This is a genomic window from Microbacterium oleivorans (assembly GCF_013389665.1).
Lineage (GTDB): Bacteria > Actinomycetota > Actinomycetes > Actinomycetales > Microbacteriaceae > Microbacterium > Microbacterium oleivorans_C.
The window spans coordinates 3,252,060-3,264,118 of record NZ_CP058316.1 but is presented as its reverse complement, the minus strand read 5'-3'; the positions used below and the strand labels follow the sequence as shown (position 1 = coordinate 3,264,118).

11 protein-coding genes are annotated in these 12,059 nt (G+C 72.0%); 4 read left to right on the top strand and 7 right to left on the bottom strand.

Annotated features, from left to right (window positions below; translation table 11 throughout):
* Position 1: 1 nt before the first annotated feature.
* The 3 genes from HW566_RS15515 to HW566_RS15505 are packed head-to-tail and all read right to left on the bottom strand — an operon-like array spanning position 2 to position 3,254.
* The gene (locus HW566_RS15515; RefSeq protein WP_178014395.1) at positions 2–268 is read right to left on the bottom strand and encodes a DUF3039 domain-containing protein; all 267 of its coding nucleotides are present in this window, start codon (positions 266–268) and stop codon (positions 2–4) included.
* 23 nt (positions 269–291) lie between these two features.
* Positions 292–1,827 (bottom strand): hypothetical protein, encoded by a 1,536-nt coding sequence (locus HW566_RS15510; protein ID WP_178014393.1) that lies wholly within the window; start codon positions 1,825–1,827, stop codon positions 292–294.
* Positions 1,803–3,254 (bottom strand): ABC transporter ATP-binding protein, encoded by a 1,452-nt coding sequence (locus tag HW566_RS15505; RefSeq protein WP_256728766.1) that lies wholly within the window; start codon positions 3,252–3,254, stop codon positions 1,803–1,805. The genes HW566_RS15510 and HW566_RS15505 overlap by 25 nt, the downstream gene beginning before the upstream one ends.
* A 205-nt stretch (positions 3,255–3,459) precedes the next feature.
* Between HW566_RS15505 and HW566_RS15500 the strand changes: the two genes are divergently transcribed.
* Genes HW566_RS15500 through HW566_RS15490 form a run of 3 tightly spaced genes read left to right on the top strand, consistent with a single transcriptional unit; the run spans position 3,460 to position 5,331 of the window.
* Positions 3,460–4,152, top strand: coding sequence for a phosphocholine cytidylyltransferase family protein (locus HW566_RS15500; protein WP_178014391.1), 693 nt, complete (start codon positions 3,460–3,462; stop codon positions 4,150–4,152).
* A gap of 37 nt (positions 4,153–4,189) precedes the next feature.
* Complete coding sequence (locus HW566_RS15495) at positions 4,190–5,113, top strand: hypothetical protein (RefSeq protein WP_178014389.1); 924 nt, start codon at positions 4,190–4,192, stop codon at positions 5,111–5,113.
* Positions 5,110–5,331: an SCO4848 family membrane protein gene (locus tag HW566_RS15490; RefSeq protein WP_178014387.1), complete on the top strand. Its 222-nt coding sequence runs from the start codon at positions 5,110–5,112 to the stop codon at positions 5,329–5,331. The genes HW566_RS15495 and HW566_RS15490 overlap by 4 nt, the downstream gene beginning before the upstream one ends.
* 11 nt (positions 5,332–5,342) lie before the next feature.
* On the opposite strand, the gene HW566_RS15485 is transcribed toward HW566_RS15490, so the two are convergent.
* A complete protein-coding gene (locus tag HW566_RS15485) occupies positions 5,343–6,611 on the bottom strand; it encodes a CDP-glycerol glycerophosphotransferase family protein (protein WP_178014385.1) in 1,269 nt (422 codons plus the stop codon).
* A 56-nt stretch (positions 6,612–6,667) separates the two neighbouring features.
* Between HW566_RS15485 and HW566_RS15480 the strand changes: the two genes are divergently transcribed.
* A complete protein-coding gene (locus tag HW566_RS15480) occupies positions 6,668–7,756 on the top strand; it encodes a glycosyltransferase family 2 protein (RefSeq protein ID WP_178014383.1) in 1,089 nt (362 codons plus the stop codon).
* 18 nt (positions 7,757–7,774) lie between these two features.
* Here HW566_RS15480 and HW566_RS15475 read toward each other — a convergent pair whose 3' ends face one another.
* From HW566_RS15475 to HW566_RS15465, 3 genes are read right to left on the bottom strand one after another with little or no spacing between them, the layout of a single operon-like run.
* Complete coding sequence (locus HW566_RS15475) at positions 7,775–9,226, bottom strand: CDP-glycerol glycerophosphotransferase family protein (RefSeq protein ID WP_178014381.1); 1,452 nt, start codon at positions 9,224–9,226, stop codon at positions 7,775–7,777.
* Positions 9,223–10,470 (bottom strand): CDP-glycerol glycerophosphotransferase family protein, encoded by a 1,248-nt coding sequence (locus HW566_RS15470; protein ID WP_178014379.1) that lies wholly within the window; start codon positions 10,468–10,470, stop codon positions 9,223–9,225. Before HW566_RS15470 ends, HW566_RS15475 begins: the two co-directional genes overlap by 4 nt.
* A gap of 42 nt (positions 10,471–10,512) precedes the next feature.
* Positions 10,513–11,970 (bottom strand): S1C family serine protease, encoded by a 1,458-nt coding sequence (locus tag HW566_RS15465; RefSeq protein ID WP_178014378.1) that lies wholly within the window; start codon positions 11,968–11,970, stop codon positions 10,513–10,515.
* Between the last annotated feature and the right edge of the window lie 89 nt (positions 11,971–12,059).

Below are 12,059 nucleotides of genomic sequence, written 5' to 3'. Positions count from 1 at the left end.
CTCAGCGCGTCATCGACTCGTAGATCTCCTTGCACGTGGGGCACACGGGGAACTTCTCGGGGTCCCGGCCCGGCGTCCACTTCTTGCCGCAGAGTGCACGCACCGGCTTCCCGGTGATCGCCGACTCGAGGATCTTGTCCTTCTTGACGTAATGCGAGAACCGCTCGTGGTCGCCCGGATCGAGCGACTCCTCGCGGATGAGCTCCTCGAGCTCACGGTCGAGGGTCGCGAGGCCGCCCTGGTCGGGGGAATCGAGAGGAGTGCTCATGTCGGGATTCTATCCGCGAACGCTCAGGTCGTCTCGGCGAACGTCATCAGTCGATCGCCGCGACGGTCGAACAGCAACCCGCCGATGAGGATGCCGCACGCGAGCACGACGGCGCCGGTTCCGAGGCCGACCCCGAGAGTCCACCACTGCGCGTCGGGCTCACCGTCGAGGAAGCGCCAACCCCACCAGAGAGTCGGAACCGCCGTCACGACGGCACCGCCGAGCACGGTGGCCTGCGACGCACCGCCACCGGTGCGCTGAGGCTGCTGGAAGGGGCTGTCGCCGTGGCGCGCGACGGCGTAGGGAGCCACGACCGACGCGACGGACGAGAGCCCGAGACCGCCGAGGAGCAGAGCCGCACACACCCCGACCATCGCCGGCAGCGCCGCCCAGTCGCCGTGCACCCCGATGCCGACCGGGATCGCGATGGCGAGCAGGGGCAGCGCCACCAGGAGAAGCGGGACGAGGCGACCCGCGCGGTCGGATGCGCCGCGCACGGCGCTGGAGATGTGGAGCCACACGGCCGAGCCGTCGTAGGCGAGGTCGTTGTGCACGACCCATCCGAGGAGCAGTGCCACGAGCGGGGCGGGGATGAGAGCGGCGATCTCGTGGGGCACGCCCACGATGATGAGGGGGATCACGGCGACGACCGCCGCCACCGGGATGATCGCGATGTCGACCAGGTAGCGCGGATCGCGCAGCCAGTAGATGAGCGAGCGCGCCGCCACCGCTCCGCCCGGGGTGCCCGGAGTCACCGTGAACCAGCCCAGCCCTCGGCGCTCGCGCACCGACACGGGACGTTCGGTCCGGGTGAGCATGCGTCGGACGATGAGCACCCATGCCGTGGCGAGGACGACCGGGGTGAGGACGGCGACGGCCACGACGGGCGGGCTCGGATCGAGGGGCAGCACCCACGCGGCACCGATCGGGGTGAGCGCGAGCGTGTCGACGGCCGCGCGCAGGGGCGCCGGGATCCCGGCCTCCCCGTTCAACGAGGCGAGGAACACCGCCACGGGAATGGCGATCACGGCGAGACCCAGCACCAGGAGGGACGTCAGTTCGCGGGAGCGCCGGTCGGGCAGGAGGAGCGCCGTGACGCCGAGAGCGACGCGCGCGAGGAGCATCTGGGTGACCGCGACGAGCGCCGCGGCGAAACCCGCCGCCGCTGGGTCGACGCCCTGCGCCGTCCAGGCGAGGGCCAGGAACACCCCCACGACGACGACCGCGACCGATGGCAGGCTGAGCGGGCTCGCCAGCGCCGTGGCCGCTGCGACGGCCCGCCAGTCGCGACCGGTGACGGCGAAGCGTCGCGGGTCGAGCGGGTCGCGAATCGGTACGACGACGGGCACGAGCGCGAAGCAGAACGACACCGCCGAGCCGCCGATCGCGAGGACGACGAGCGCACTGTCGAGCGACGCCTCCCGCAGCCGGAGCAGCGCGAGCGCCACGGCGACCACGAGCACGACGGTCACGCCGACCGCCAGGAGCGCCCGAGCGCGCTGGTGACGCAGCGCTCCGACGAGGAGGGCGAGCCTCAGTCGGAGAACGTGTGCAACCACTCGAGTCCCTCCACCGCGCTGGTGCCGCCCGCGAGTTCGAGGAACCGCTGCTCGAGGGTCCGTCCGTCGCGCACCTCGTCGACCGATCCCGACGCCAGGATCCGGCCTCCGACCATCACCGCGACACCCGAGCATGCCCGCTGCACGAGCTCCATGCCGTGGCTCGACAGGATCACCGTTCCGCCGTGGGCGACGTACTTCTGCAGGATGTCGAGGATGACCGCGCTCGAGACCGGGTCGACCGATTCGAAGGGCTCGTCGAGCACCAGCAGTCGCGGCGAGTGGATCATCGCGCCCGCGAGCATCACCTTCTTGGTCATACCCGCCGAATAGTCCGCGACGCTGCGCCCCAGCGCGTCGGTCAGATCGAACGCGCGCGCGAGGTCGGCGATCCGGTTCTCGACGACCGCGGGCTTCAACCCGCGGAGGACCCCGTAGTAATAGAGCAGCTGTCGTCCGGACAGACGATCGAACGTGCGCAACCGGTCGGGCAGGATACCCATCTGACGCTTGGCGCGTGCCGGATGGCGGCGCAGATCGACACCGGCGACGTGCACCGTCCCGCTGTCGGGACGCAGCAGCCCCGCGATCATCGACAGGGTCGTCGTCTTGCCGGCACCGTTGGGGCCGACGAGGCCGTAGAACGAGCCCGCCGGGATCTCCAGCTCGATCCCGTCGACGGCACGCGTGTCACCGTAGACCTTCGTCACCCCGCTCAGCCGCAGCGCCGGAACGTCGGATGCTGCGGCCGTGGCCTCGTGGGACGACGGCTCATCCTCGACGACGGCGGCCTCCGACTCGGCGGCGGGCGCCACGAGCGCCGGCGTGCTCGCCTCGGGCTCGGGATCCGAATCCCACTCGATGTGGACCGTCGGCTCCGGGTCCGGGTCCGGGTCCGGTTCCGGCTCCGGGTCCGGCTCAACGACAGGCTCCGGCTCGACGACAGGCTCCGGCTCCGGCTCGGGCTCCGGCTCGGGCTCGGGCTCGGGCTCGACGACAAGCTCGGGCTGCGGCTCCGGCTCTACGACAGGCTGGGGCTCGGGCTCCGGCTCCGGCCCGACGACGGGCTCCGGCTCGACCTCCGCGACGGGGAGCTGTTCGGCCTCGTCGGCGGGCGGCGTCTCGGCGTACGCGGCGGCCGCGATGGCGGCGGGGATCTCGGGCACGGGCGGCACCGAGGCCCGAGGTTGCGGGGACGCGGGCTTGCGCGGCTTACGGGGCTTCTTCGCTCCGGTGGCGGCCGACGAACGCGGCTGCCGCGGCGGGGTGGGCCGCGGCGACTCGGAAGCCGGCGACACCGAGGTCTCTCCCGCGGCCGTACCGGCGGCGACGACGTCGGCGGGTACGTCGGGGACCGGCGGCGCTACGGTGTCGACACCGGATGCGACACGCCGATCGTCCTGCGGGGCGGGGGTATCGGCTGTCACCGGTCCAACCTATCAAGCGTGGTGTCCGCTCAGCGGGCCGTACGACATCCGGTGACGCCGGGCGCGGGCTAGCAGCAACATCACGAAAGCACAACGGCGCAGGCGTGTCCTGCACCCTCACAGGAGGCATCGGTACCATCAAAACGGAGGACCCGGGTGACGTCTCGGTGAATCCTGCACAAACTCGCAACCCCAGGAGATGTCCGTGAGCCTTCAGATCGTGATCCTCGCCGCAGGGATGGGTTCCCGTCTGGGCCGCTCCCTCCCCAAACCGCTCACCGAGCTCGGTGACGGACGCAGCATCATGCAGCAGCAGCACGACAACGTCCGCTTCGCCTTCGGCGACGACGCGCGCATCACGACGGTCGTCGGCTACCGCGCCGAGACCATCGTCGAGGCCTTCCCCGACGTCGACTACGTGTACAACGCCCGCTACGACCAGACGAACACGTCGCAGAGTCTGCTCCGTGCGCTCAAGGCGACCGGGCGCGGCGGCGTGCTCTGGATGAACGGCGATGTCGTCTTCGACCCGCGCGTTCTGGGCCGAGCGGTTCCGCTGATTCAGCGCGACACGTCCTTCGTGACGGTCAACACCGCCAAGGTGAGCGACGAAGAGGTCAAGTACACCGTCGATTCCGAGGGCTTCATCAAGGAGCTGTCGAAGACCGTCCGTGGCGGCATCGGTGAAGCGGTCGGCATCAACTACATCTCCTCGCGCGACAAGAAGGCGCTCATCGCCCAGCTCGGTCGCGTCGACGACCAGGACTACTTCGAGCGCGGCCTCGAGCTCGCGATCGCCGAGAACGACGTCCTCATCGAGCCGATGGACATCTCCGACCTCTACGCGGTCGAGGTCGACTTCGCCGAGGACCTCGAGCGCGCGAACCTCTTCGTCTGACGCCCCCACCGCGCCGCTGCGCGAGAGGATGGGTGCCATGGCCCGCACGGTGCACCGCATCGATTCGCTTCCCGACGACGCGCCCCGCCGCGACGCGGAGGGTTCCGACGACGCTCGTCACCCTCTGACGGTCCGCACGCTCGACCGGTTGCTCGCGGTCCAGCGCCCGGTGGTGCTCGCGCACCTGCGCAGCATCCGGCAGCACAACCCTGCCGCGACGACGACGCAGGTGGTGCGGATGCTCGAACGCCGCTACCTGACCGCGGTGACCACCGGCGGGGCGGCCGTCGGTGCGACAGCCGTCATCCCCGGCATCGGCACGGCCACCACGCTCGCCCTGAGCGGCGTCGAGACGGCCGGATTCCTCGAGGCGACGGCGCTGTTCGCCCAGTCGCTGTCCGAGCTGCACGGCATCCCCGTCGACAACCCCGACCGCGCCCGGGCCCTCGTGCTCGCCCTGATGCTCGGTCGCGAGGGTGCCGACCTGGTCGGCCAGTTCGCGCGCCAGGCCACCGGCCGCGGCGGCCCGATGAGCGCGTACTGGGGCGAGCTGGTGACCGCATCGCTGCCGCGCGCGGCCGTCGGTCCGGTGCTCGACCGGCTCACCCATACGTTCCTCCGGCGGTTCGCCGCCGCGGGCGGCGCCTCGATCATCGGCAAGGCGATGCCTTTCGGCATCGGCGCCGCGATCGGCGGCACCGGCAACCACATCCTCGGTCGCCGGGTCGTCTCGGGTGCCCGTCGCGCCTTCGGCGTCGTGCCCGGGGCTTTTCCCCCCGACCTCGATCCGCGCCCCGGAATCCATCCGATAGGGCGAAGCAGCGGGATCGTGCGGCACGTCGGCGGCGCGGTCACCGGTGCCGGTCGTTCGATCGGCAGCATCGCCTCGCGACCCTTCCGGCGCGGCACGGCCCGGCCGGCCATCGATCCAGACGCACACCCCGAAACGGAGACGCCGTGACCGCCTTCCTGATCACCGTCCTCGTCGTGGGGGCGACCTTCAACGTCGTCACCTGGCCGACGTTCCTGCGCCGTGTGTCCCGCGACCCGCGGGCGACGGACGCCGCCGGACGCCGCACGCGCTTCTTCACGGTGCACCTCGTGCTCGTCGTCATCGCGATCGCGCTGGCCGCGCTCTTCGTCGTGGCGGCCATCGTGCTCGGCACCGGCACCGTCTGAACGAGGGCGCCTCAGGCGTCGTCGAACTCCGCCTCGTCAGCCTCGTCGGCGACGTCGACCGTGCGGGCGTCCCACTCGTTCCAGCGCTGCATCAGCAGGGCGATCGCCGCATGGAACCGCGCTGTCGCGGCGCCGGGTGCGGTGTCGCCGAAGTAGTGGCGCGACCAGCCCTGCAACCGCGTCGTCGCCTCGGGGTCGTCGGCGACGCGGTCGGCGATGTCGACCACGGACGCCGCCTCGGCTGCATCGAGCCACTCGGCGTCCGACAGATACCCACCTCGGTCGACCAATGCCGCCGGATCTGCGGGGCGCGTGACCAGGAGCGGCTTATCCGCCGCGAGACGGTCGTAGACCATGGCGGAGATGTCGACCACGGCGAGGTCCGCGGCGGCGAGCTGCCAGCCGAGGTCGGGGCCGTGGTCGAACACGTGATGTGCCAGCGGATCCGCCGCGTTGGCCGCGGCGATCGCCGAGACGATCCGCTTGTGCGCGTCGCCGTAACCCCGGTCGACGACGCCCGAGCGCGGGTGAGGTCGGTAGATGAGCCGGTGCCGCGGCGAGGCCAGCACCGCGGCCGCCAGCGCTTCGCCGTGGGTGGCGATCGACCCGTAATGGGCGGCGGGCCGATCGCCCTCCCACGTCGGCGCGTAGAGGATGACGGTCCGGTCGTCGTCCGGGTACGGCAGCGAGCCGGAGTAGTGATCCGCCTGCGGGCGCCCGATCGCGATCGTGCGGCTGTCGAGGTCGTAGTCCCACAGCACGCGACCCAGCCGCTCGCGGGCGGCGTCGCCGGCGATGAGCGCGTAGTCGTACGCCTTGAACTGGTTGGTGGTCATGTACATCTTGTCGGACTCGCCGTGGTTGATGAACACGTGCCAGCGGTGACCGTAGCGGAACATCTGGAAGTTGCGGGTGTTCTGGTTGACGTAGAGCACGACCCGGATGTCCTGCGCTGCGACGAACGACTCGAGCGAGCGCACCGACGGCGTGAACGCGACGGGCAGCGCGCCGTCGGCGAGCAGCGCCTGCGCCCCGGTGGCGTTGCGGCTGATCACGACGAGCGGCCAGGTCTCGGCCAGCTTCTGCAGCGGCTTGTACCACTGGCGCATCTGGTACATGTTGACGTCGCCGTCGGCGAAGTACACCGCGATGCGGAAGTGATTGCGGGGCGGCCGCGGCCGCTTGGCGAGCGATCGCAGCACGTCGAAGTGCGCCGCGCGGTTCGACACCGCCCGCCCGACGAGATCGACGGCCTTGCGCGCGTCCGTGATGATTCCCACCCCTCCAGGGTACCGACGGTGCCGGTCGGACGCGGGACGCGTGGCATGATCGACGGATGCATGACGTCCCGCGCCGCCCGCGGCCGGCCCCCGTGCCGGCACCGGAAGACGGGGTCTCGTTCGTCATGCCGGTGCTCAACGAGCGCGCCTATCTCGAGCGCGCGGTGCGCAGCGTCCTCGCGCAGGATGTCGACGCCCCGACCGAGATCGTCCTCGCTCTCGGCCCGTCCACGGACGGCACCGAGGCCGTCGCGCAGCGCCTCGCGGATGCCGACCCGCGCGTTCGACTCGTCCGCAACCCCGCCGCGCACATCCCGGTGGGGCTCAACATCGCCATCCGCGCCGCGCGCTACCCCACGGTCGTCCGCGTCGACGCGCACTCCGAGCTCGAGCCCGGCTACACCGGCGCGGCCCTCGCGACGCTCGCGCGCGTCGAGGCCGCGAACGTCGGCGGGGTCATGCGCGCCGACGGCCGCACACCGTTCCAGCGCGCCGTCGCACGGGCCTACAACTCGAGGATCGGTCTCGGCGGCGGGGCCTACCACGGCGGCACGACCGAGGGACCCGCCGAATCGGCCTATCTCGGGGTCATGCGCCGGGCCGTGCTCGAGGAGGTCGGGCTCTTCGACGAGGGCATCCGGCGGGGTGAGGACTGGGAGCTGAACCTCCGCATCCGGCACGCCGGATACCGCGTGTGGTTCGACCCCGAGCTCGAGGTGACCTACTGGCCGCGGGAGAGCTGGACGCGTCTGATCCGCCAGTTCCGTGCCACCGGATCGTGGCGCGGCGAGCTCGTGCGGCGGTTCGGGCGGCGCAACGGTCTGCGGTTCTTCGCTCCCCCGGCGCTGGTCGTCGCCGTCGGCGCGTCGCTGGCCGTGGGCGTCCTGCAGGTGACCGGTGCGATCACGGGGTGGGTGGCGATCGCGGCGTCCGTGGTTCATCTTCCGGTGGCCGCCTATGCCGCCCTCGTCGCCGTCGCCGCCGGCCGCGGCGGCGGGCGCGGGCTGCGCGATCGGCTGTGGACGCTCGCCGTGCTGCCATCGATGCACCTGTCGTGGGGCGTCGGCTTCGTGCAGGGCCTTCTGCGCGGGGCGCGTGGCACCGTCGACACGTCGCGTCTCGCCCGCAACACGCCGCTGCCCTGACCCGCGGAGCCGCTGCCGTCAGTCGCGCGCGACGTACCCCTGATCGAGGATGCGGGCGACGACCCGTTCGGCGGCGTGCCCGTCGTCGCGATCGTTGAACCGCGCCCGCCATCGGGTGTATCGCTCGTCGAATCGGCGCGTATCCGCGCCCAGCGCCTCGACCAGGTCTTCGAGGGTGGTGACCAGCGGCCCCGGCGCCTGCTCGGAGAGGTCGAAGTAGAACCCCCGCAGCTCACCCCGGTAGTGCTCGAGGTCGGGTACGAAGAAGTACATCGGCTTGCCGGTGACCGAGTAGTCGAACATCACCGACGAGTAGTCGGTGATGAGCGCGTCCGAGGCGACCTGCAGCGCTGCCAGATCGGGGTGCCCCGTGACGTCGATGACGCGAGGGCCCCGCTCGTCGGACCCGGGGAGCAGGGTGCGCGAGTGACCCCGCACGAGCACGACGGCATCGGCGGCGTCTGCGAGCGCGGGCAGGTCGAGGAAGTCGACGATCGTCTCGCGGTCGTCGCGCCACGTGGGCGCGTACAGCAGCACGCGCTCGTCCGGGTCGATGCCGAGGCCGGCACGCACGTCGTCGCGGCGCCGGTGGTGCAGATCGTCGGTGCGGGGATATCCCTCCACCCACACCGGGCGACGCAGGAAGGCGTAGGCCTTGCGCAGCACACGAGCGCCGTACGGGTTCTGGGCCAGGAGCACGTTCCACCGTCGACTCTCGCGCACGACGGCGAGAGCGCGACGCGGATCGAAGCCGGGGCGGTGCAGTGCGAGGCGCTTGAGCGGCGTGCCGTGCCAGGTCTGCAGCACGATCTGGCCGGGCCGGCGCACGAAGCGGCGGCGGAGCCAGTCGTTGACCACGAGCAGCCGGGCCGCGCCGCGTGCCCGCCACCACTCCGGGCTCCCCTCGACGATGGCCACCGCACCCGCCGGGACCGGTACCGAGAGGTCGACGACACTCCAGTAGCGCGTCACGGCCGGAGCCACACGCGCGAGCTCGCGGTCGATGGCGCGCGGATTGTCGCCGGCGGTGCGTCCGTAGAAGCTCTCGAAGAAGACGGCGTTCTCGAGCGGCTCCCGGCGTCCCGCGTAGCGCACTTCGAGGGCGCTCTGCCCTTCACCCGACGCCAGAGCCGGATCCAGCGGCGGCCCGATCGTCACGCGCGTGCCGTCCCACCCCGCCCGCAGCGTGCTGAACACGACCGGCGGTGCCGGCGCCTCCGCGGCGGAGGGCGGCGCGGCGCGCCCGTCGATCATCAGGTCGTACACCCCGCTCGGCAGCGGCAGCTCGGGCCCGCCCCAGCGCGCCGCACGCAGCGGCACCCGCGCCTCCCATCCGGAAGCGCGCTGTTCGACCCCGACCGCGACGCTCGCGCGTGCGCCCGAGAGAGCGACCGACGCGGGTGCCTCACCGTCGGCGGCGACGACCATCACGGGACCGGGGTCGGTGCCCTCGAATCGCACGCGGATCATGCGGTCTCCTCTCGGGCGGCAGGCACGGCGGTCACGATGGCCTCATGGACACGACGGGCGTTGCCGCCGTCGCGCCAGGCGTGCATCCGCGCGCTGAGCACGGCCGCACGGTCTCGTCGGCGGCTCGATTCCGACGGATCGGACAGGGTGCGCTCGAGCACCGGCGCGAGCTCGGACCAGGATGCCGCGGCATCGTCGCCCGCCACCTCACGGTACGTCCCGTAGAAGCCGCGGGTGCGGGCGTAGTCGTCGACGTCGGGTGCCAGGAACAGCGTCGCGAGCGGAACCAGCCCCGCGTCGTAGGCGAGCGACGAGTAGTCGGTCACCAGGACGTCCATCGCCGGGAGCAGCGGGGTGACGTCGGCCACGATGTCACTGTTCAGCGAGCGGACCCGCGGATGCGGCGGATCGGGCGCGTAGTCGCCGCCGCCCAGCGGGTGCGACCGGACGAGCAGAACCGCGTCGTCGTCATCGAGCAAGCCCGTCAGCTGTGCCCACTCCGCGGTGTCCGGTACCGCCGGATCGGGCGCGCCGTCCCGCCAGGTCGGTGCGTACAGCACGAGGCGGGCGTCGCCGAGCCCGGGTACGAGCGCCTCGAGTCCGGCGCGCGCGTCGGCGCGCGCGGCATCCCGATCCTCCGGTGAGAGCACGTCGACCCGCGGCTCCCCCAGCACGCGCACCCGCTCGTCGTCGAGCCCGAAAGCGCTCTCGAGCCGGCCGCGCGCGAGGTGCGATGCCGCCGGAAGGAGCGCGATCTGCGCCTGCGTGCGCCGGTAGGCGCGGGCGATCAGCCGGCGCGCACCGGGGATGCGCGCCAGCCGGCCCGGGTCGGCGGTGACCGGCGCGTCGAGCCCGATGCGCTTGAGCGGGATCCCGTGCCACAGCTGCACGATGTGCGCACCCGCGACGGCATAGCGGTTGACGTCGCCGAGACCGTGCGTCACCACCACGACGCGCGCTCGAGCGGTCAGCCAGAATCCGCGCAGCGAGTCGCGGGGGACGCTCGGGATGCCGCGACGGCGAGCCTCGGCGGCCTGACGGTCGTCGCTCACGAGCCAGACCGCGCGCGAGCGCGGCGTCACGTTCCACAGTGCCAGCGCGCCGTCGGCGATGCCGACAGCGCAGCCGAACACCCAGTCGCCGCGTGTCCGCGGGATGACGGCGGTGGCGAGGCGTCCGGCCGCGTACAGCGGGAGGCGCAGGAGCTTTCCCGCGTTGCCCGCGCCGAACGAGAAAGACGCCACCCCGCGAGCCTATCGCGGGGTGGCGTCGGTTCCCGAGGCGGGCTACTGCTGCAGCTCGCCCAGGGTCACGGTGGCGGTCTGCTCGCGACCGTCGCGCACGTAGGTGACCTCCACCTCGCTGCCGGCGGCCAGCGCCCGCACCTGAGCGGTGAGGTCGACCTGATCGGTGATGGCGATGTCGTCGAACGTCGTCACGATGTCGCCCTGCTGCAGGCCCGCGGTCGCGGCGGCCCCGCCCGGGGTGACCTCGTTGATCAGCGCGCCGGCTCGCGTGGCGCCCTCGACGGCCGCGGCGTCGCCGACGGTCGCGCCGAGCAGGCCGTGGCTGGCCGATCCGTCATCGATGATCTCGTTCGCCACCCGTTCGGCGACGGTCGAGGGGATGGCGAAGCCCACGCCGATCGATCCGGCCTCGGTCGAGGTCCCGCCGGCGCTGGCGATCGCGACGTTGATGCCGATGAGGCGACCCTCCCCGTCGACGAGCGCGCCGCCGGAGTTGCCGGGGTTGATGGCCGCGTCGGTCTGGATCACCGAGATGGCGATCGACGACGTCGCCTGGGTCGGCGACTGCTGTCCCTGACCGAAGTCGAACTCGAAGGGGGTTCGACCCCCGGGCGACCCCTGGTCGGTGTCGCCCTCCGATTCCGGGGCGGCGGAGGATGCGATCTGGATCGACCGGTTCAGTGCGCTGACGATTCCGGTGGTGACGGTGTTCGACAGGCCGAGCGGCGCACCCACGGCGACGGTCTGGTCGCCGACGTTGAGCTTGCTCGAATCGGCGAACTCGATCGGGGTCAGGCCCGATGCGTCGGTGAGCTTGATGACCGCGAGGTCGTAGGTGGGGTCGGTGCCCACGATGGTCGCGGCGAACACCCGGCCGTCCGACGTGGTCACCGACAGCCGGGGGTCACCCGTCGCACCGTCGAGGGTGACGACGTGGGTGTTGGTGAGGACGTAGCCGTCATCGCTGAGGATGACACCCGAGCCGGTGCCGCCCGAGGTACCCGACGAGGCCGAGATGGTCACGACGCTCGGCAGCACCTTCGTGGCGATGGCGGTCGTCGCGTTGACCGAGTCGGGGTTGTTGACGGTGATCGACGAGGGACCGGCGCTCTGCGAGGTGGGAGCGGCGACGAAGGACGAGCCCACCGCGGCCGCCCCGCCGATGCCTGCCGCACCGCCGACGAGCGCGGCCGCGACGAGGATCGCGGCGATCTTCCCCCCGCCGACCTTCTGCTTGTCATGCGTCTCGGTCGTCGTCACCGGCGGACCGTAGGAGTACAGGGGCGCGCCGTACGGCTGCGTCGGCTGCGTGTGGAATGCCGAGCCGGCGGCCGCCTCGTACCCGGGCAGCGGCGGCCGCGGCGGGATGGACGCCTCTGCACGTGCCGCCGGTGCGGCATCGGGAGAGGGTGCGGAGGTCGGGGTGTGGTCGGCGGGCTGCTCGGCGGCGCGCGGCGCGTCGGGAGTGCGGTCGTCGGGGGTCTGCGGGTCGCTCATCGAAGTTGCTCCTTTGTCCAAGCGAGACCAGACTGCCGCCCGACTCTGTGGTTTGCCTATGCCGAGGTTGGGACGGTCCTATGCGTGTA

Coding starts and splice junctions, on each gene's coding strand:
- HW566_RS15515 (WP_178014395.1), bottom strand. CDS start 268: ATGAGCACTCCTCTCGATTCCCCCGACCAGGGCGGCCTCGCGACCCTC.
- HW566_RS15475 (WP_178014381.1), bottom strand. CDS start 9,226: ATGATCCGCGTGCGATTCGAGGGCACCGACCCCGGTCCCGTGATGGTC.
- HW566_RS15480 (WP_178014383.1), top strand. CDS start 6,668: ATGCATGACGTCCCGCGCCGCCCGCGGCCGGCCCCCGTGCCGGCACCG.
- HW566_RS15465 (WP_178014378.1), bottom strand. CDS start 11,970: ATGAGCGACCCGCAGACCCCCGACGACCGCACTCCCGACGCGCCGCGC.
- HW566_RS15495 (WP_178014389.1), top strand. CDS start 4,190: ATGGCCCGCACGGTGCACCGCATCGATTCGCTTCCCGACGACGCGCCC.